The sequence below is a fragment of the Acinetobacter sp. WCHAc060025 genome, assembly GCF_004209355.1.
In the GTDB taxonomy this organism is placed as follows: Bacteria; Pseudomonadota; Gammaproteobacteria; order Pseudomonadales; family Moraxellaceae; genus Acinetobacter; species Acinetobacter wuhouensis.
In genome coordinates, this window is the sequence record NZ_SGSX01000010.1 from 12,973 (window position 1) to 33,172 (window position 20,200).

20 protein-coding genes are annotated in these 20,200 nt (G+C 37.6%); 11 read left to right on the forward strand and 9 right to left on the reverse strand.

Features of this window, described 5'->3' with window-relative positions:
* Nucleotides 1-13: 13 nt before the first annotated feature.
* Nucleotides 14-793, reverse strand: a complete 780-nt coding sequence (gene yaaA, locus EXE09_RS09765; RefSeq protein WP_130117137.1) for a peroxide stress protein YaaA — start codon at nt 791-793, stop codon at nt 14-16.
* A 123-nt stretch (nt 794-916) separates the two neighbouring features.
* On the opposite strand from yaaA, the gene EXE09_RS09770 reads away from it, so the two are divergent.
* Nucleotides 917-1,549 carry an alpha/beta hydrolase gene (locus EXE09_RS09770; protein WP_130117138.1) on the forward strand — a complete coding sequence of 211 codons (633 nt, stop codon included), beginning with the start codon at nt 917-919 and terminating at the stop codon, nt 1,547-1,549.
* A 9-nt stretch (nt 1,550-1,558) separates the two neighbouring features.
* Here EXE09_RS09770 and rtcR read toward each other — a convergent pair whose 3' ends face one another.
* Together rtcR and EXE09_RS09780 are read right to left on the reverse strand one after the other, a co-directional pair.
* On the reverse strand, nt 1,559-3,151 hold the full coding sequence (rtcR, locus tag EXE09_RS09775) for an RNA repair transcriptional activator RtcR (protein WP_130117139.1): 1,593 nt from the start codon (nt 3,149-3,151) through the stop codon (nt 1,559-1,561).
* 92 nt (nt 3,152-3,243) lie between these two features.
* Nucleotides 3,244-4,749, reverse strand: coding sequence for a hypothetical protein (locus EXE09_RS09780; RefSeq protein ID WP_130117140.1), 1,506 nt, complete (start codon nt 4,747-4,749; stop codon nt 3,244-3,246).
* Nucleotides 4,750-4,963: 214 nt separating this feature from the next.
* On the opposite strand from EXE09_RS09780, the gene EXE09_RS09785 reads away from it, so the two are divergent.
* The 9 genes from EXE09_RS09785 (at nt 4,964) to EXE09_RS09820 (ending at nt 12,201) form a co-directional block, all read left to right on the forward strand.
* The gene (locus tag EXE09_RS09785) at nt 4,964-5,941 is read left to right on the forward strand and encodes a ribonuclease Z (protein ID WP_130117141.1); all 978 of its coding nucleotides are present in this window, start codon (nt 4,964-4,966) and stop codon (nt 5,939-5,941) included.
* A 123-nt stretch (nt 5,942-6,064) separates the two neighbouring features.
* Nucleotides 6,065-6,340, forward strand: a complete 276-nt coding sequence (locus EXE09_RS09790; RefSeq protein WP_130117142.1) for a hypothetical protein — start codon at nt 6,065-6,067, stop codon at nt 6,338-6,340.
* A 90-nt stretch (nt 6,341-6,430) separates the two neighbouring features.
* Nucleotides 6,431-6,577, forward strand: coding sequence for a hypothetical protein (locus tag EXE09_RS18800; RefSeq protein ID WP_162994939.1), 147 nt, complete (start codon nt 6,431-6,433; stop codon nt 6,575-6,577).
* A 549-nt stretch (nt 6,578-7,126) separates the two neighbouring features.
* Nucleotides 7,127-8,386: an RtcB family protein gene (locus tag EXE09_RS09795; protein ID WP_130117231.1), complete on the forward strand. Its 1,260-nt coding sequence runs from the start codon at nt 7,127-7,129 to the stop codon at nt 8,384-8,386.
* Between the two features lie 3 nt (nt 8,387-8,389).
* Complete coding sequence (locus EXE09_RS09800) at nt 8,390-8,788, forward strand: hypothetical protein (RefSeq protein WP_130117143.1); 399 nt, start codon at nt 8,390-8,392, stop codon at nt 8,786-8,788.
* Between the two features lie 23 nt (nt 8,789-8,811).
* Nucleotides 8,812-9,549, forward strand: coding sequence for a hypothetical protein (locus EXE09_RS09805; RefSeq protein WP_130117144.1), 738 nt, complete (start codon nt 8,812-8,814; stop codon nt 9,547-9,549).
* Nucleotides 9,550-9,561: 12 nt separating this feature from the next.
* Nucleotides 9,562-10,023: a DIP1984 family protein gene (locus EXE09_RS09810; protein WP_087554025.1), complete on the forward strand. Its 462-nt coding sequence runs from the start codon at nt 9,562-9,564 to the stop codon at nt 10,021-10,023.
* 491 nt (nt 10,024-10,514) lie between these two features.
* Entirely contained in the window at nt 10,515-11,546 is a 1,032-nt protein-coding gene (gene rtcA, locus EXE09_RS09815; protein ID WP_068972815.1) for an RNA 3'-terminal phosphate cyclase, read from the forward strand.
* A gap of 214 nt (nt 11,547-11,760) precedes the next feature.
* On the forward strand, nt 11,761-12,201 hold the full coding sequence (locus EXE09_RS09820) for a DUF2147 domain-containing protein (RefSeq protein ID WP_068972814.1): 441 nt from the start codon (nt 11,761-11,763) through the stop codon (nt 12,199-12,201).
* A 75-nt stretch (nt 12,202-12,276) separates the two neighbouring features.
* Here EXE09_RS09820 and EXE09_RS09825 read toward each other — a convergent pair whose 3' ends face one another.
* The 3 genes from EXE09_RS09825 to pheA form a co-directional block, all read right to left on the reverse strand.
* Entirely contained in the window at nt 12,277-12,654 is a 378-nt protein-coding gene (locus EXE09_RS09825; protein WP_068972813.1) for a hypothetical protein, read from the reverse strand.
* A gap of 126 nt (nt 12,655-12,780) precedes the next feature.
* On the reverse strand, nt 12,781-15,045 hold the full coding sequence (locus EXE09_RS09830; RefSeq protein WP_130117145.1) for a bifunctional prephenate dehydrogenase/3-phosphoshikimate 1-carboxyvinyltransferase: 2,265 nt from the start codon (nt 15,043-15,045) through the stop codon (nt 12,781-12,783).
* A gap of 33 nt (nt 15,046-15,078) precedes the next feature.
* Nucleotides 15,079-16,185 (reverse strand): prephenate dehydratase, encoded by a 1,107-nt coding sequence (pheA, locus tag EXE09_RS09835; RefSeq protein WP_068972811.1) that lies wholly within the window; start codon nt 16,183-16,185, stop codon nt 15,079-15,081.
* Nucleotides 16,186-16,440: 255 nt separating this feature from the next.
* Here pheA and EXE09_RS09840 point away from each other — a divergent pair, with 255 nt between their 5' ends.
* Nucleotides 16,441-16,959: a DJ-1/PfpI/YhbO family deglycase/protease gene (locus EXE09_RS09840; protein WP_130117146.1), complete on the forward strand. Its 519-nt coding sequence runs from the start codon at nt 16,441-16,443 to the stop codon at nt 16,957-16,959.
* 136 nt (nt 16,960-17,095) lie between these two features.
* On the opposite strand, the gene EXE09_RS09845 is transcribed toward EXE09_RS09840, so the two are convergent.
* The 3 genes from EXE09_RS09845 to EXE09_RS09855 form a co-directional block, all read right to left on the reverse strand.
* Nucleotides 17,096-18,238, reverse strand: a complete 1,143-nt coding sequence (locus EXE09_RS09845; protein WP_068972809.1) for an acyl-CoA dehydrogenase family protein — start codon at nt 18,236-18,238, stop codon at nt 17,096-17,098.
* 203 nt (nt 18,239-18,441) lie between these two features.
* A complete protein-coding gene (sohB, locus tag EXE09_RS09850; protein ID WP_130117147.1) occupies nt 18,442-19,404 on the reverse strand; it encodes a protease SohB in 963 nt (320 codons plus the stop codon).
* Nucleotides 19,405-19,710: 306 nt separating this feature from the next.
* Nucleotides 19,711-20,193 carry a hypothetical protein gene (locus tag EXE09_RS09855; RefSeq protein WP_068972807.1) on the reverse strand — a complete coding sequence of 161 codons (483 nt, stop codon included), beginning with the start codon at nt 20,191-20,193 and terminating at the stop codon, nt 19,711-19,713.
* Between the last annotated feature and the right edge of the window lie 7 nt (nt 20,194-20,200).

Consider the following 20,200-nt stretch of genomic DNA (forward strand, 5'->3'; position numbering starts at 1 on the left):
TTAATTCATTTAGTTAAGCCACTTGCTCATCACGTTTAAACACCAATTCACCTTGAATTGAGCTTTCCGCATCAAAATAATAACCATCAGTATTAAATGATTTTAAATCATCTAACTTTTCCAATTTATTTTGAATGATATAACGTGCCATTAAACCACGCGCTTTTTTGGCATAGAAACTGATGACTTTATATTTGCCATTTTTCTGATCCAAGAATACAGGTTTGATCATTTCTGCATTAATTTTGGCTTCTTTGACTGACTTATAATATTCATCAGACGCAATATTCACCAGTACTTTTGAACCCGCTTGTTCTAAATCTTGGTTAATTAAATTGGTAATTCGATCTTCCCAAAAATCATAAAGATTTGTACCACGATCATTTTTCAGACGAATACCCATTTCCAAACGATACGGCATCATCAAATCTAATGGACGTAATAAACCATACAATCCTGACAAACTACGCAAATGATTTTGGGCGAATTGCAAATCATCTTCAGACAGACTATACGCATCTAAACCCGTATAAACATCGCCTTTAAAGGCAAAAATCGCCTGACGTGCATTGGCAAAACTAAAATCAGCATTCCAGTCACGAAAACGTTCCACATTCAGATTGGCAATTTTTTCGCTCACCATCATCAATTTTGCAATTTCTGACGCTGAAAGTTTACGACTTAGGTCTATAAGCTGTTGAGATTGGTCGAGTAGTCTTGGTAAAGTATGTATATCAGTCGGAAGTGCAGTTTCGTAATCGAGCGTCTTAGCAGGGGAAATTAAGGCGAGCATGGTTTTCCTGATCAAAAAATAACTAATCAAACTATAACAGTCGGATTATTTTAAATCCAATTCGTGTTTTCTGTGAACAAAATCGCTAAACTATATCACTTCCCTGCTCTGATCGTTTAAATTATGTCCGAACAAATGTTCATTCAAGGCGTGGTCGGCAAAATCGAAGTATTTGTTGATTACCCTGTAGGCGAAGTAAAAGGATTTGCTGTCGTTAGTCACCCCCATCCATTACAAGGTGGTACTCCTCAACATAAAGTTCCAGCTTTACTCGCACAAATCCTGAATGAACAGGGTTGTATCGTTTATCGTCCAAGTTTCCGTGGCTCAGGTCAAAGTGAAGGTGTTCACGATGAAGGCTTTGGCGAAACTGACGATATTTTAACTGTCATCAAACATGTTCGGCAATTACACAAAAGTCTACCTTTCTATGTCGGTGGATTCAGTTTTGGCGCGCATGTCATGGCGAAAGCCTATTATCACTTGCCTGATGAAATTAAACCGAAACAAGTGATCTTATGTGGCTTACCCACAGCGACTGTCGATGGTGTTCGTCATTATGAAACCCCTGCAATCAAAGGGGATATTTTGTTTGTACATGGCGAAGCTGATCCAACGACTAAACTGTGTGATGTGTTGGAATGGGCGAAACCACAACGTCATATCATCACAGTGTTACCAGGTGCAAATCACTTCTTTACCGGTTATTTGAAACAATTGCGTATCGCAATCTCTCGTTTTCTTTTGGTGCCTTAAATTCAAGGTTTAACCAATATCCGCCCACGTTAAACCAAACTTCGCCAAATACTTTTTGACCCGATCTGAGTCATTGGTACTTTGGCGTTGTTCACGGGAAATGGCAAATAAACGTCTGCCTGCATCTGCCATTGATTTTGACTGCTGACAAACACTAATCACCCCCTCAAGCTGAATTCGATCAAATTCATCGATTTCCGCCAACTGTTCTGTACTGAATAATGTGGTTAAATTGGAGACTTTTTCAGGTTCAGTCTTCAATTGCCATAAGCGTTGTAGGCGTTTTATCTCTGCTTCAACCTCAAGTAAACCAATTCGTTCGCCATTCGCCAAAGTCGCCATTCGGGTTACACTTGCGGTTAAATCACGAAAATTACCCTGCCACGTCGCTTCTGAAGATTGCGAAAAATTTAAATATTTTTCCAAAGCATCACTATGAAAACGCAATTGGCGCTGTTGTTGCATGGCAAAACGCTGTAACTCAAACTCAATATTTGGGGCTATATCTTCACGGCGATGTTTTAAATCAGGCAAAAAGAAAGTCCAAGTATTTAAACGTGCCCACAAATCTTCCCGAAAACGTCCCGCCTGCACTTCTGTTCGTAAATCCTTATTGGTTCCTGCAATCAGTTGAAAATCCGCCTGAACTTCTTTGTCTGCGCCAACAGGAAAAAAGGATTTATCTTCCAAAGCCTTGAGTAACATGGCTTGTTCATCGAGCCCCAATTCGCCAATTTCATCTAAAAATAAAATCCCGCCATCGGCACTTTTTAAGTAGCCTGTACGGGCATTGGCTGCACCTGTAAATGAACCTTTGATATGTCCAAACAACGCTGACATTGCGCCATCACCGCATAAAGTCGCACAATTCACATCGACCAAACGTCCTTCTAAATGAAATTTCTCTTTTTTCAGTTGATAAATTTGTTTGGCTAAATGTGATTTCCCCACCCCTGTTGCACCCATAATTAAAATTGGCGCTGTGGAACGTGTTGCAACCAACTCAACTTCTTGAATCAGTTGATTAAAGTTTTTATTTTTCGTGGCAATATTGGCTTTGAGTTGTTGCCAATTGGCAGATTGTTCATTTTCAAAACGCTGTGTTAAAGCTGCATAACGGGATAAATCCAAATCAATAATGCGATATTCACCTTCGGGCTGTTGCTTACCTGCGGGCGAACTTTGAATCAATTTAGCAGGTAAATAATGTGCATCAATCAGTAAATACCAACAAATTTGTGCAACATGTGTACCTGTGGTGATATGCAGATAGTAATTATTTTTTTCTGTATCAAATGGATAGGATTTTACAAAGTCATACAATGCGCCATACATATCGGAAAAATCCCACGGATCACGAATATTGACTTGATGGCCCTTAATTTGTGTATGTGGTGAAATCTGCGAAGCATCACGTTGTAAATGCTCAATCAAACTCAGACTACGACGATCATGCAGTAAAACCAATTCATCAACCAATAAGTCTTCGTGCATCAATAGACTTAAAGTTGGTCGCCAACGTTGCCAACGCTCCTCTTTTTTACCTTGATCAAGCGTTGAACCAACAAAGCCAATGACGATCGTTTTTTTAGGTTTTTGCATATTTTCTATAAAATTTTATAGTTTCAATCGTTTTAATATAGCCAATCCTATTTAAAAAAAATTTTATTTGCAACTTTGTGAGTTTAATTCTCCTAATTTTCTCCATGATTTTCTTGATCTTTAGCCACACACCAATGTTTTAAATCCTGAATGATCTTCTGATCTAGCTTTAAATTTTGTGTTAATAATTCAAAATACTCTCCACGATCTTCAGCTGACAAATACTCTAAAACCTCATGTAAAACAATCTCTAAACTTTGCCATTGCTGAGCATTCGGTTGCCATTTTGCCCATTCACTCAATTGCAAAAATGTCTTTAAAATTTTACCATTAAGCCAACATTCGTCTTCAGCTTGCTGACTTAGAGATTCAATCCATTGCCACAATATCGGTTGATAATGATTTGCCAATTGTGGATAGGCTTCTAAATATACACTTAGATTTTTAATGGCATCTTGATCATTTTCTAAAATTGCTTCATTTAATAATTGTGTAATTTTATCAGTAACATATAAACCATTTTCTTTCAACTGTACCAATAAATCTATACTGGTATTTTGTGGAGATTCATCATCACAACCATAGGGTTGATCTAAAGCATTAAGTAAATGATCTTTAAACCATTGCTCTTGCACACCTATACCATGCAATGCTCGCATAGCTGACATAGGTCGAAACCAGACCTCATCATCATGTAATAAATCTTTTAAATTTTGAATCACTTCGGCGGGAATAATGATTGTTTTACATTGTGCTAAAGCATCTAAACTCATATTAAATATGCTTTGATTCGGGTGCTTAGCATACTCAATGAAAGTATCTAGAATAAATTGCTGTAAAGATTCAGGCAGAAGTACAGGACGGTCAGATAAACAACCGACTAATTTTTCCTTTAAATGATCAGAAGATGTTTGCCCAAAACGCTCTGGAATTTCCATTAAAAATTCTGGAAATTGATCATAAAAATATTGAATATACTGTGTAGGACGAACACCAGAAATTGCAAAACCTAATTTTTCATCTTTAAATAATTGATAGAAAATTTCTATATTTTCTGCTTTTAAGTACGATTTAGGCAATTGCAGTAACAAGTCAAATGTTTCCATTGGATATGTTTGAAATACTTGCCAAAACAAACTCACATTATGTTCTGCAAATGGGCTAAATGCCTGTAACCAATAGTTTAAGTATATTAATTGTTGCTGTCCTGATTGCTCTTGAAAAATCGAAGCCATTTCTGAATCTGACTGTAATTGATTCCAGATTTCAGTTTGATCATTCGCCATCAAATTGATTTGATATTTTCGCAGTGCCGTGTCAAATTTCTGCATTTGCACAGTCATACTTTGCTCAAAGCCTTGCTGAATTTTTGGAAAAGTTTCCAAATAAAAGTTTAAAAAATCCGTAAAATGTTTTTGTATAGCGGTATCTTGCTTTAACAAATCTTGCCAACACTGCACTTCAAAATAATGATCATGCCCTATCACTAAACGTTGAATTTGATCCATCAGTTCAACATTGAAATAATCTTGCTGATCAAGTAAATCCAATAATAATGTCTGTGCTTTTTCTAAAGAAATCATTATATCATTTGACATCATAAGCCTGATATTGTGTTGTTTATTTCATTCTACCTGATTTCAAATCCATATTGCTGATGCTTTAGCATTGAAGCATGTTATACTTTCGCCTATGTGAAAATTTCTCCTTTCTTATTTTCCCCATCACCGTCTGATTCGACACTTCCTTGATGGTTCAATTTTGATTTTCGCACACAATAATCATAGTAAAATTTATTAGGTTTTATCCTCAATGTTACAGTTTACATTTTTAGGGACATCCTCAGGCGTACCCTCACTTACACGTAATGTGTCTGGCTTAGCGATTCATTTAAATAAAAGCAAAGATTGGATTCTTGTGGATGCTGGAGAAGGTACGCAACATCGTATTCAACAGGCTAAATTATCCTTACAACATCTAAAAGCCATTTGCATTACTCACGTTCACGGCGATCATTGTTATGGTTTGATGGGCTTACTTGCCAGTGCAGGCATGAATGGTCGTAAAGAACCTATGATCATCATTGCACCGAAAGAAATTCAGCAATGGTTTGATGCAACTTGCCAATTCACTGAGTTATTTCTACCTTATCCGATTGAGTTTTTAGATGTAAATGCACTCACTCAACCTTATGAATTGAATGAAAGTATTTCCATTGAACCCATTCAACTCAGTCATCGTGTCGAAAGCTATGCTTTTGGAATTAAAGCGATTCAAACTCAACGTAAGTTAAATGTTGAAAAACTAGCTCAACTTGAAATTCCTAAAGGAAAACTTTGGGGCGACGTACAACAAGGTCAGAATATTGAATGGAATGGGCGAACCATTTTCAATCAAGACTTAGTCATTGAAACTACACAACAAGTTTATGCCATTGTCGGTGGTGATAATGATCAGCCAAATTTATTGGCACAACAATGTAAAAATGCGGATTTACTGATTCATGAAACCACCTACACCCAAGCTGTATTGGATAAAGTGGGCGCGGGACCAATGCACAGTTCAGCGAAAATGGTGGCTGAGTTTGTTGAATCGGTGAAATTACCACATTTGATTGCGACGCATCTCAGCCCACGTTATCACGATGAGCAAGGCATTCAAACGATTCATGATGAAATTGCTCAGCATTATCGAGGTCAGTTCTTTGTGGCAAATGATTTTGATCGCTATGAACTCAATGCTGATGGTGATTTAACACTGATTGATTCAGGAAAACCTTGGGAGAAGTAATTTTCCCAAGTATTTAACAAAGAAGCATACTTTTAATTCAATCTTGAATTTTAAATCATCCTCTGCTAATTTTATTATACAACTCAAAACCATAGACAGGTGTCAGTCTCTAAAACGCAAATCATGTCTATACACGTTATTGTTGAAGATAACAACCTCGATCTAGCCTTAGAAAAGCTAAGAGTCAAAAAATATTATTTAGAAACCAACCACTGGTATAAAAAATGCCAGAACTACCATGAAAAACCACCAAGTAAAAGTCGTAAAAATAGCGAACTAAAACTTTTACATGGGCATAGTCAAATCTTAGAAGACGATCCTCTGGCACTAAGGATAAAAATCCATATCGAAGAACATTATCAACACTCTGATGAAAATACAGTGTGGGATATTCAGTAAACGTTTCTGAAAAAAGCATTCCGTCGTTTTAGCTAAAATTCACCTATAGAATCCATATTTCCTATATGGATTCTCAAAAAATGTGAAATTATGAAATTAAATAAAAGAGAAGTTCGCCATCTTTCAGGATATTTAGAAGGTATTTCCGAAACAGATGGGCAAATCAGGGAATTTTTAATTACAGCTAACTACATCAAATATGATGAGAGTTTAGATTTAGAAAGCAATTTTTTTTAAACATTATCATTTTTTCAAAGAATATAAATTTACTGCAAAGCAAATTTCACTTGGTGAACTTGAAAGTAAAATATTTCCTTTATTTTTATTACTTAATATACACCTACCAACTCAAAATCTAGAAGACAAAAGGAGTTTTCTAACATTCCGAATACTTGATTATATTGCTCAGTGCTACGGCTATCAATTTCCAAATCATCCCATGTACTTTAGCAAACTAGATTTTCCTGATGGTGAGATTAATTATTATCTCATCATTACAGGTGATAAATACGCCTTAGATATAGGATTTAGTAGATATAAAAATATATATTTATATATATTTAAAGATATATAAACCATTCAAAAACCCATATTCAAAACTTTCAAATTAAAAAATATTTTATTTTTATTTAAATTTATTAATAACTTATAAATTAATTTAAGATTAAATATCAAACTTGGCACACTCTCTGCAATATAAGAGTCATACATCATGGGATGTATAACAACATCACCTGCCTGCAACCGCTTGGCAGGCAGGTTTAGAAAAAGGATAAAGCAATGACAATGTCAGTAATTGAACAAATCGAAAAACAAGCGTCGAATGAACGTGCTTATAACATTATTCAGGATGCTAAAGGTGTTCCAATTAAGATGTGGACTAAAGGCGTCCCTGTCGATGAGAAATCGAAAGATCAATTATTAAAAACAGCGCAAATGCCGTTTATTTATAAATGGATGGCGGTAATGCCTGACGTGCATGTAGGAATCGGTGCAACGATTGGTAGCGTCATCCCAACCAAAGGCGCGATTATTCCCGCTGCAGTCGGTGTAGATATCGGTTGTGGAATGATGGCAGCACGTACTTCATTAACTGCTTCTGATTTACCTGATAATTTACATGGATTGCGTACTGAACTTGAGCGTTTAATCCCACATGGAATGACCAAAGGACGTGGACGTCGTGACCGAGGTTCTTGGGAAAATGCACCTGAACGTGTAGATCAAGTTTGGGCCGAATTGGTGACAGATTTTGAATATATTTGTGCCAAACATCCACGTTTAAAGAATACCAATAACCGTAAACAATTGGGAACTTTGGGAACTGGAAATCACTTTGTTGAAATCTGTTTAGATGAACATCAACAGGTTTGGATTATGTTGCATTCAGGTTCTCGTGGTGTTGGAAATGCGATCGGAAATCATTTTATCGAGCTTGCACGACAAGATATGCAAAAGCATTTCATTAACCTACCTGATAAAGATTTAGCCTATTTGGTTGAAGGAACTGAACATTTTGATGATTATTGGTTTGCTGTGGGTTGGGCACAACGTTTTGCCATGAAAAACCGTGAGTTAATGATGGAAGCAGCAGTGCAAGCTTTACGGATTATTATTAATAAACCGTTTAATGCCAAAGTTGAAGCGGTGAATTGTCATCATAATTATGTCGATAAGGAAGAACATTTCGGTCAGGAAGTTCTAGTGACGCGTAAAGGTGCTGTACGTGCGCGTTTGGGTGAGTATGGGATTATTCCGGGTTCAATGGGTGCGAAGTCTTTTATTGTCAAAGGTAAAGGAAATCAGGAATCTTTTTGTTCATGTTCACACGGTGCAGGTCGTGTGCATAGCCGTACTGCTGCCAAGAAATTGTTTACTGTGCAAGATCAGATTGAGCAAACTCAAGGTGTGGAATGTCGTAAGGATGAAGCTGTGATTGATGAGATTCCATCTGCATATAAACCGATTGAAGATGTGATGAAAGCGCAAAGTGATTTGGTGGAAGTGGTTTATACACTGAATCAGGTTGTTTGTGTGAAGGGTTAAAACATGAATACTAGCCATTCTAAAATTAATATTTTGTCTTTTGAATTAATGGTCAATCAAGAGATTCTCTGTGATTTACCGCAAACACCATACATTTTGGTGATTGCGATTCATAGTCAAAATGTAGAGAAAGAATGGCATTATGCAATTTGTGATTGGATTGTAAAAAATGCGCAGTGTTATCACGCTATGACATGGGGTTTTGACTGTTCACAATGGGAATTGGATTTAGATTTAAGCTTTATTGAACAGTTTAATTATGATCCACCTGATGATGTAATGTTTCTGACTACTTGGCATGAAAATGAAAGTTTTAAGGAAATGATTGAACATGCAAAATTTTGTACAGGCTATTCACCCGATGAACATGTTCAACAAGTTGTAATTTTAAATATTCGCTAAAAGAATGAAATGAGGAAAGTAAAATGAATGATGTAACTGAATTAAAAGCCTTAGTTGAGGAAGCATATTTATTATTTTCCTCTTATAAAATTGGTTCAAAAATCGAAGCCTGTTGTGGGCATTGTATGGCAATGGAAGATTGTGAATTACTGCTTACTCTGCCATTAGAACAGCTTGATCATCGTTTGATTTACCAATATTTAAATGCGGCTGAAACAAATGATCAATATGCAATATCACAACAAATGAAGTATTTATTACCTAAAATTTTGGACTTTTTAGCACAAGATTTAAAAATTTGTCACAGCAATGAAATCAATCTCAGAAACTGCCATATACAACTGAAAAATGCATGGTTAGCTGAAGAAATTGAATTTATGCAACGTTTTGCACAATGCTATTTCCAAATGCAGTTAATGAAATTTGAAGAAACTGAATCAGTTGATCAGTTCATCATTATGTTTGATTTGGCAGGGTTGGATATTCGACCTTTATTAAAAACATGGAAACAACACTTCAATCATCCAACAGCATTGCTTAATTTGATTCAAATGCTTCATTACGATTTTTCGAACGATAGTTATGATCAAGCTTTTGCAAATGAAAAATTGATTTCTACAATGAATCAATGGTTTAAAGAGTTAAGAACAAATGAAATTCTGATCAATGCACTAACCAAAACAGTTGAACGCAATGATATTCCACCTGAATATCAATATATGTATGACTCGGCATTTGATCAATTACAAATTTTAAATTAAAAGGAAAATAGAATGAAACTTGCAGAAGCATTACTCTTACGAAGCGATCAACAAAAGAAACTCGCTTCACTCAAACAACGTATCAATGCAAACGTATTGGTACAAGATGGTGATGAACCATCAGAAGATCCAAACGAGCTATTAAAGCAAGTATTTGCTTTAACGCAGGAATCACAAAAGTTAGTCTTAGCGATTCATCAAACCAATGCTTTGGCAAAACTAACGGATGGACGTTCTTTACTGGCGTTATTGACGCAACGTGATGAACTTGTGGAACGTCATAAGATTTTGACCTCTGCGATCAGCAATACACACCGTGAACCTGATCGTTACAGTACCCGTGAGATCAAATGGCACAAAGTGATTCCTGTATCATCATTGCAAAAACAAGCCGATGATATCAGTGCCAAATTACGAGATTTAAATGTATTGATTCAAGCGACCAACTGGCAAGTAGATTTACTTGAGCTTTAAATCAATCCATACACAGTTTTGATGTAGTTCACTATGTCAAATCCGAAATATATTGGGCGAGTACTAGATCTAATGCCAAATAGATTGAAATAAAAGTAGGCAACATTTTTGGGTAATGAGCTAAGTGGATTTATGGCGCAATCGCACCAATCAATCCATCACTATTCACCCATTAAATCTTTGTGAATCAAAGTCATTATTCACATTGCATCACCAAGTGCTGACAATATATTTCACTTTTTCTAAAGCAATTTTATGTTTTAGAATAAACCAGAACATACTGAGCGAGTGCAAGATCCCCTACCTCCACAACACAGGATTGAAAATAATGTGTAGCGGCTTGCAGAGCGAGTGGGTCAGCTTAAAAAATTAAGCACACATCAACCCATCACAATGTACAAGGAAAACCTTTGCGAAAGCAAAGTTACAACTCACTCAACACTACCATGTACTGACAGTATGTTCACCTTAATTATTTATAAAGAAAAAATATGAATGCAAGAGTAAAAAACAAAACCATCAGAATCGATGGCTCACAAGGCGAAGGCGGTGGACAAATCCTCCGCACTGCCCTTTCATTATCCATGCTCACTGGCATTCCTTTTGAATTAGTGAATATCCGTGCAGGAAGAAAAAAACCAGGCTTGATGCGCCAACATCTGGTTTGTGTACAAGCCTCACAACGTATCAGCAATGCAACCGTTGAGGGTGCTGAACTGCATTCGCAACGCTTGTATTTTCAGCCACAACAGGTTCAAGCAGGACACTACAATTTTCAAATTGGTTCCGCAGGTAGCACTATTTTAGTTTTACAAACTTTACTGCCTGTGCTGATGATGCAAGACAAAACCAGTCAAATCAGCATCCACGGCGGAACACATAACCCAATGGCGCCAACTGCTGATTTTATTGAACAATGCTTTTTGCCAACCATTCAGCGCTTAGAAATTTATATTGATTTTGAGTGCGAACGTGCGGGTTTTTTCCCAATTGGAGCAGGTCAGATCAATGCAACAATTCATCCTTGGGCAAAACAGACCAAATATACAGCTTTAGATCGTGGTAAATTGATTGAAATAAATGGCTATGCATCGGCTTTAAATATTCCAAGTAATATTGCAGATCGAGAACTTGAAGTTTTGCATAATAAATTGGATTTAAACAATCGTAAGCGATTAAATTTCCAAGGTATTAGTCAGGGAAATACGGCTTTCGTGGTGCTTAACTATGAACACCACCAACAAGTCTTTTCAGCCTTAGGTGAAATGAAGAAAAGTGCAGAGAAAGTTGCGCATGATTTAGCCAAAGAAGTAAAAGCTTATTTAGCAACTGAAGCAATTGCAGATGAATATCTAGCTGACCAACTCCTTCTACCAATGGCTTTAGGTCAAGGTGGTGAATTTACAGCTCAAATCATTAGTGAACATACCAAAACCCAAGCAGAGATGATTCAAAAATTTATCAATTGTGAAATAAAATTCGAGAATTTAAATAATATTTTCAAAGTGAGTGTTTGTGTATAGCACTCACTTTAATTTAGCTTATCAATCATAATTAGAAATGTTTAAAAGGCTTTTCTTTATTGTCTAAAATCTCAAGCATTACTTGCTATTTCAACTGATTATTCATTCATTATTGGCGTTTTATGCGAATAAAATTATCCATCTTTAGTTATATAATCAATATCTTAACTATTTTTAATGCAATTAAAATATTTTAACTTAGGTGTAGGGAATAATGAAAACTCTTATTGGGACATTGGCAATCGTATGTATCAGTTCAATTGCATATGCAGACGATATCACAGGGACATGGCGCTACATTGATGATAAAACTGGTGAAGCCAAAGGTCTGGTGAAAATCGAAAAGCAAAGTAATGGTACATTTTCTGGCACGGCACTAAAATCCACACCACGTCCAGGTTATACCCCAAAAGAATTTTGTACCAACTGCCCTGCACCTTATACCAATAAACCCATCATTGGAATGCAAGTGATCTCAGGTTTAAAAACAACGGATCTAGTGAATTATACAGATGGACGAATCATTGACCCTGTTTCAGGTAAAATTTACCGCCTCAAAGGTCGTGTAAGCCCAAATGGGAAGAAGCTATTTTTACGCGGTTATTTAGGAGTTTCTGCTGTTGGTCGTAGTCAGACGTGGTTAAAAGTAGAATAATTTTAAAGCGTATTGATTAATTTTATATGTGAATGGAATGGCAAATTTAAGTTGCCATTCCAAAACTAATTTTGTCTAAACTTTCCATTCAAAGCCGCTAAATGCTTCATCTTTTTTTAAAGTATTCTCTACTGCGTTTGCTAATTGTTTGATCATACTTTGTGTCGCAATCTTTTTAAACCATACTTGTTCTTCATCAGCATGTGCTGAAATTTGACAAGTCAAAAGTCCATCATCATTTAAACGACAATTCACACCTAAACCAATCGGATGATTTTCCACACTTACTGCTAAGTTTTCTTCTGAACTTGTTGATTCAGCTTTAAAACCATATTCAGCAAGTTGTGTCGATAATAAGTCTGTCACATAGGCTTGAGTGACATGACATGCATTGCCCTGAGCATCATTTTTAATATGATTTTCACAGTTTGCAGTAAATTGTAATGTTCTCATTGCTTCATCCAAAAGGCTTTATAGTTGTATGGTTTTAGAATAAGCAATAAAAACAAAACAGCCAAGCAAAAGCTTGGCTGTTGTCGAACAAATATACAAAAATTAGACCAATTACTCAGTCAGCAGTTATTCATCCACTTGAATGTTTAAACCCGCTTGCGTTGCAAGTTGAGTAAATGTCGGGAAACTTGTTGCCACTGTTTCAGTACCAACAATTTTAATTTCTTCTGAATTACGCAGACCTGCCATTGAGAAGCTCATCGCAATACGGTGGTCATGATGTGACTCAATTTCACCACCCGTGAAGATTGCGCCCCACTCGCCTGATTTACCTTTACCTTCGATGATAATGCCATCATCAGTTGGTGTGCAGTCGATGCCCATAGTTTTTAAGCCATCAGCCATCACTTGGATACGGTCAGATTCTTTGACACGTAGTTCAGCAGCACCTGTCAAAATGGTTTGACCTTCGGCACATGCCGCAGCAATAAACAATGCAGGAAATTCATCAATCGCTAAAGGCACTTGGTCTTCAGGCATGTGAATACCTTTCAATGTACGGCTACCACGAATACGAATATCTGCAATCGGTTCACCGCCTGCAATGCGTTCATTTTCAACCGTTAAATCCGCACCCATTTGCTTGAGGATTTCAATCACACCTGTACGCGTTGGGTTAATTCCTACCGCTTCAAGTGTTACATCTGAACCCTCAGTAATTGCTGCACCCACCATAAAGAATGCTGCTGATGAAATATCAGAAGGCACTTGAATCTCAGTACCGACTAATTTTCCACCTCCTTGCAGTGAAATACGGTTACCTTCAGTTTTGACATCGTAACCAAATGCACGAAGCATACGCTCAGTATGGTCACGAGTCGGTTCAGGTTCAGTTACAGAGGTTTCACCTTCTGCCCACAAACCTGCAAGTAAAATGCCTGATTTCACCTGAGCCGATGCCATTGGCAAATCATAATGAATGCCTTTCAGCGCTTGCGCACCTGTGATCGAAATCGGCGGTGTACCACGTTCACCTGTACTTTGAATCTGCGCGCCCATTTCACGTAAAGGCTTGGCAATACGTTCCATCGGACGTTTAGACAATGACGCATCACCTGTCATCACAGAATCAAATTGCTGTGCAGACAACATGCCTGAAAGCAGACGCATGGATGTACCTGAATTGCCCATATACAACGCTGTTTTCGGTGCTTTTAAACCATTGATTCCAACACCATGAATGGTCACTTCGCCATTTTTAGGTCCTTCAATGCTTACGCCCATATCACGGAACGCCTGTAAAGTTGCCAAAGCATCTTCACCTTCAAGGAAACCTGTCACATGCGTTGTTCCTTCCGCAATCGCCCCAAACATGATGGAACGATGTGACACTGATTTGTCACCTGGCACGGTAAATTTACCTTTAAATGTCTTCTCACCTGGCAAAATGGTAAATTGTTGTGTCACCTTATTTTTCTCCATCAAAGGTTTATTGGCGAGCATGTGATTGAAATGCTGACGTGCGGCTTGCGCATGTCCAAGCAGTCCCATCAATGCCTGTGAATCTTCATTTTCAATGAGTTGGCGCAATGTTGCGAGTTGAGCTTCAAAACCATCTACAGCGTTGAGAATAGCTTTTTTATTGGCAAAGAAAATATCGTGCCACATCTGCGGATCACTGGCGGCAATCCGAGAGAAATCACGAAAACCACCTGCGGCATAACGGAAAATATCGAGATTATCTTCACGATTGGCAAGTTGTTCAACCAAGTTAAACGCCATCAGATGCGGTAAATGACTGGTATGCGCAAGCACTTCATCGTGCTTATCAACATCCATACAGATCACTTCCGCTTTAGCGGTTTGCCACAGTTGAATCAGTTTTTCGACTGCCCAATCTGCACTGCTTGGTAATGGCGTCAGAATCACTTTATGATTGGCAAATAAATCGACTTTACCTGCATGTACACCTGTATGTTCAGCGCCTGCAATCGGATGTCCTGGAACAAAACCTACGGGTAAGTTTTCACCAAACACTGCTTTGGCTGCATCGACGACATTACCTTTAGTACTCCCTACATCAGTAATGATGACATTTTCAGACAAATACGGTTTGATACTTTCCAAAGCCTTTTGCGTCGCACGTACAGGCAATGCCAATACAACTAAATCTGCATCTTTCACCGCTTCAGCAGGATCACTAAAACCCTCAGAAATAATGCCCAAAGCTTTAGCATCTTCCAAAGTTTTTTTAGAACGTGTAGATGCGACAATATTTTCAGCTAAATGTTCAGCAATCATGACACGTGCCAAACTTGAGCCGATTAAGCCCAAGCCGATAAATGCCACTTTTTTAAACATTTTTTGATCTTTTAAAACAGGTTGTGACATGATGAGTTCTATATCCCTCTATTTCACAACAACTTAAAGTACAGCAGCAGGATAAGAACCTAAAACACGCACTTCTTTGACCAACGGACGAATTTCTTCAATCGCCGCTTTGACATTATCCTGTTCCACATGACCTTCAAGGTCGATGAAGAACACATAAGCCCATTTCTCAGGCAATGCAGGACGGGTTTCAATACTGGTTAAGCTGATTTGATGTTTTGCAAATGGTGCAAGAATTTCCAATAACGCCCCTGCACGATCATGCGCAGAAATAAGCAATGAAGTCTTATCATTACCACTTTGTGGAATTTTCTCACGACCAATCACAAGGAAACGTGTGGTATTTTCAGGATTGTCTTCAATGTTGCCGTGTAAAATTTCTAAATCATAAATGCTTGCCGCAACATCCGATGCGATCGCAGCAGAATGCCATTCATTGCGGATACGGCGCGCCGCTTCAGCATTTGAGCTAAGTGCAACACGCTCTACACCTGGATAATGTGCATCAAGCCATTTACGACATTGTGCAAGGGTTTGTTGATGCGCGTAAATCTGTTTAATGCTGTCTTTACGGGTATTTGAAGAAATCAGGAATTGGTGATGAATACGCAATTCAACTTCACCAATCACATTTAAATGCGATGCTTTAAAACAATCCAAAGTATGGTTAACCACACCTTCAGATGAGTTTTCAACAGGCACTAAACCATAGTGCGCACTGCCCGCTTCCACTTCACGGAACACTTCGTCAATGGTTGGCAATGGACGAACCACAGCATCTTGACCAAAGTGTTTCAGCACTGCTGAATGCGTATATGTACCAACTGGACCTAAGAACGCAATGCTTTGCGGTGCTTCAAGTGCCAAGCATGCAGACATAATTTCACGGAACAAACGTGCCATCGTGGTATCTGACAATGGGCCTTCATTGCGCTCCATCACATTACGTAACACCTGTGCTTCGCGTTCAGGACGATAAAACAACGGGTTCTCTTCTGCGGCAAATTTTGCTTTTGCAACTGCTTCAGCCAAACGCGCACGGCGGTTGATCAGTTGTTGAAGTTGCTGATCTACTGAGTCAATATCTTCACGGATTTGAGCAAGATCGAGAGAAGTCGTGTTTTGATCATCGTTGATCATTGATATATCGCCCTTTTAAAAGTCTGGAATCACAAGCGGTTTAAATTTTAAACCGTCCACAGTATAACAATAGTTCAGGCGAATTTGTTGTACAATACTGCTTTTATCTTGCTTTTAAGCAGCTCTACTCTTCATCTGAAAATAATGTTTAAAGTAATGTCACCCACAAGATAAAGCAGTTTACAAAGCCCCTATAGAAAATTATTCATTGAGATTTATGATAAATAGAATAACGTGCAGATCGAGTCATAAAATATGAATAAAAGAATCGCTGTTCTCATCACCCATGACTTCGAAGATGCCGAATATCATCATCCCGTCGAAGCCTTTCGGGCGGCAAGTCATTCTGTACGTAATATCGAAAAACAAGCAGGCAATATTGTTTATAGCCAACAGCGTAAATCTTCGGTCAGTATTGATTTAAGTATTGATGATATTTCAGTCAGAGATTTTGATGCGCTGATGATTCCAGGTGGTCAATCCCCTTACCATCTTAAAAAAGATGAACGTTTTATTGATTATTTACGTTGTTTTGCCAATGCACAGAAACCGATTTTCCTTTCCTGCTATAGCCCGCATTTACTGATTGATGCACAAATTGCCATTGGACGTAGACTGACGTCTATCGAAACTATGATTCAAGAGTTAAAAAATGCAGGTGCGGTGATTTTTGACCGTGATGTGGTAAATGACAATAACTTATATATTTCTTCACGCTCTACCCAAGAATTACCTATTTTTATTCGTGAATGTTTAACGGTTTTAAGGGCTTAGAAGTAGCGTTCTTTATCAAAGCTTGAACTTTAAGTGAATATAAATAAACAAAAAATCAGTATTGAAAGTCCCTTCTCCCTTTGGGAGAAGGTTAGGATGAGGGGGATTAAAAATAACTTCTATCCATTTCTTTCAATCAACGCCCTAAAACACCACGCGCAACAATTTCTTTCATGATTTCATTGGTTCCGCCATAAATACGCTGAATGCGCGCATCCACAAAGAAACGTGAAATTGGATATTCAGTCATATAGCCATAACCACCAAATAATTGCAGTAAGCTATCAATCACTTTCATTTGCATATCTGAGCTAAAACTTTTCAATGCTGCCGCAGTTTCTACATCCAATTTGCCTTCTTTATATAAAGCTAAGTTTTGGTTATAGAATGCAGCCGTTGCTAACTCGTCAATTTTCGCTTGTGCCATGACAAAACGAGTATTTTGGAATGAACTCACTTTTTGACCAAAAGCTTGACGCTCTTGTACATATTGCGTTGTCACATCAATCGCACCACGAATCGCACCCAAAGCTGTTGCAGCAATCGCTGTACGCTCACGAGGTAATTCTTGCATCAAATACGCAAAGCCTTGCCCTGCGTTACCTAATAACTGGTTAGCTGGTACTTTGACATTATCAAAGAACAATTCAGAAGTATCTTGAGAATGTAAACCGATCTTGTCTAAGTTCGTACCCTTTTTAAAGCCTTCCAAATGTGTATCTACAAGTAGAAGTGAAACACCTTTAGCACGTGCTTGCGGATCAGTTTTCGCAGCCAATACCACTAAATCTGCATGTTGGCCATTTGAAATAAAGGTTTTCGAACCATTAAGTAAATAATGGTCGCCATTTAGAATTGCCGATGAACGCATACCTTGTAAATCTGAACCCGCACCTGGTTCAGTCATGCCAATCGCACCTACGACTTCACCTGCCACCATTTTCGGTAACCAATACTGTTTTTGCTCTTCATTGGCAATATGTAGAATGTATGGCGCTGCAATTTCAGAATGGCAAGAAATCGCGGTAGATAAAGCGCCATAGCCTGCACGTGCTGATTCTTCGATCAGCATCAAAGAATACTCTGTAGGTACGCCATAACCACCATATTCTTCAGGCACATCGACACAAAGGAAACCATTTTCACCCAATTGCGTCCAGACTGAACGTGGCATCAAGCCTTCTTTTTCCCATTGCTCATAATGTGGTGCAATGTTTTCGCTCATAAAGCGTTTAAAGTTATCTCTAAATAATTCTAAATCTGCATCATATGCCAACATTTTCTATATTCCTTTGTATCCGAGTTTTTGATTTTATGATCACAAGCATGCTAATCATTTTTTTAACACTTGTCATGACCGCATAAGGTCAGTTTTTTCGGGCAATTTTGTCAATAAGGTGTTTTGAAGTGAAGAAATTTATATAAAAAAAGAGTAGGCAATTAACCTACTCTTTCATTTACGATCAACTTTTCAATCAATCATTAAAATTTATTGTCTTTAAACATCGGCAATGATGAATTTAATTTCGTCACTTCATTCATTAACTTATTCACTACTGATGGAATCAAAGCATCTGCTATTTGAGCAGCTTGTAGCCCTAACTTTTCACCTAAAGTTGGTTTACGACGAGTTTGAATCACATACACATCATGTTGTGGCAATAGGCTAAGTAAGTACTCATCCGAAGTTTGTAATTTATCGACAAGGTTTAATTCACGCGCATCTTCACCATACCAGTGCTCACCTGTTGCTACTTTTTCAACATTCAATTGCGGACGATATTTTTCCACAAAATGTTTGAAGAGCTGATGGGTTTGTTGTAATTCTTCTTCAAATTTGGCTTTACCTTCTTCGGTGTTTTCACCAAACATGGTCACAGTACGTTTGAATTGACCTGCTGTATAAAGCTCAAAATCAACATGATGTTCTTTCAGTAAACGATTGAAATTCGGTAGCTGTGCAACCACACCAATAGAACCTACGACAGCAAAGGGTGCTGAAACGATTTCATTGGCAATACACGCCATCATATAACCGCCACTCGCAGCTACTTTATCTACGCAAATAGTTAAGTTAAATCCTGCATCACGTAAACGTACCAATTGTGCTGCTGCCAAGCCATAACCATGCACCATACCGCCTGGACTTTCTAAACGTACCACAACACGATCACGCCCTGCTTTTGCAGTCGCTAAAATCAGCGTGATTTCTTCACGTAAATTTTCAACCGCAGAAGCTTGAACATCACCTTTAAAATCTAGGATATAAATTTTTTGATTGTTCTTTTTACGCGCGCGTGCTTCTTTTACAAGCTGTTGCGTGAGTTGCAAAAGCTCTAACTTAGATGCAGTAGTCTGCGCGATTCTTTTTCTTTGCTCATTGATTCGGGCATTTAAATGACTGATACGAATCTCAGCAGGCGCTTTAGGTAAATGAAATAACATAGAATTTGTATTCTCTTAAATATTGATTAAATGCTTTTTTATTAAGATGCGGATTGATTGTCCAAATTTCAATACACTTTTTGAAATAATCTACTATTTTTAATGATTCACCCCAAAGCCAACATGATTAAAATCATGCAACATGAATGCTTGAACAAAAAAAGACTTAAGCTTCAAAACATTAAGATATATTAAAAATTGTATAAACAGACGAACTATTTTTATTTTAGGTGGTGTGCAATTCCATTACATACAATGAAATTGCACACTTAAACATGATCAAATGACTTGATCTTGCTCAATTCATTATTTCGAAACTTTATAATATTTGCTCAGCTCTTCAAATACAGGAGCTTTCACATTATCTTTCAATAAGTATCGCGTAATTACGCCTTGATCGGTATGAATCTCCATAAATACACTTTGAGAGCCTCTAAAATCAGCCATCACATTCACTGGCACTAATACACTATTACGTGAACGATTCGCCTTGAACGCAAAATCAATTTCAGTTGGTCCAATTGCATTAAATGAATGGCTTTTCACACCATCACTAAATACAACTTTTTCAATATTATATTTCGTATAAGCACTATTTAAACTCAGCTTCACTTTTAAAATATCTTTGTGCGCTTCGTTCCAAACCACAGTAACGATTGGACAAATTTCATTCGGCTGACAAATTAACAGTCCTTGAGTACCCAAATTTGATGTGTTGTTAACCGAATTTGATGCACAACCTGTGATAAGCAGCGCAGCTAGCGGAATATACCAAAGTTTATTGATCATGTTGATG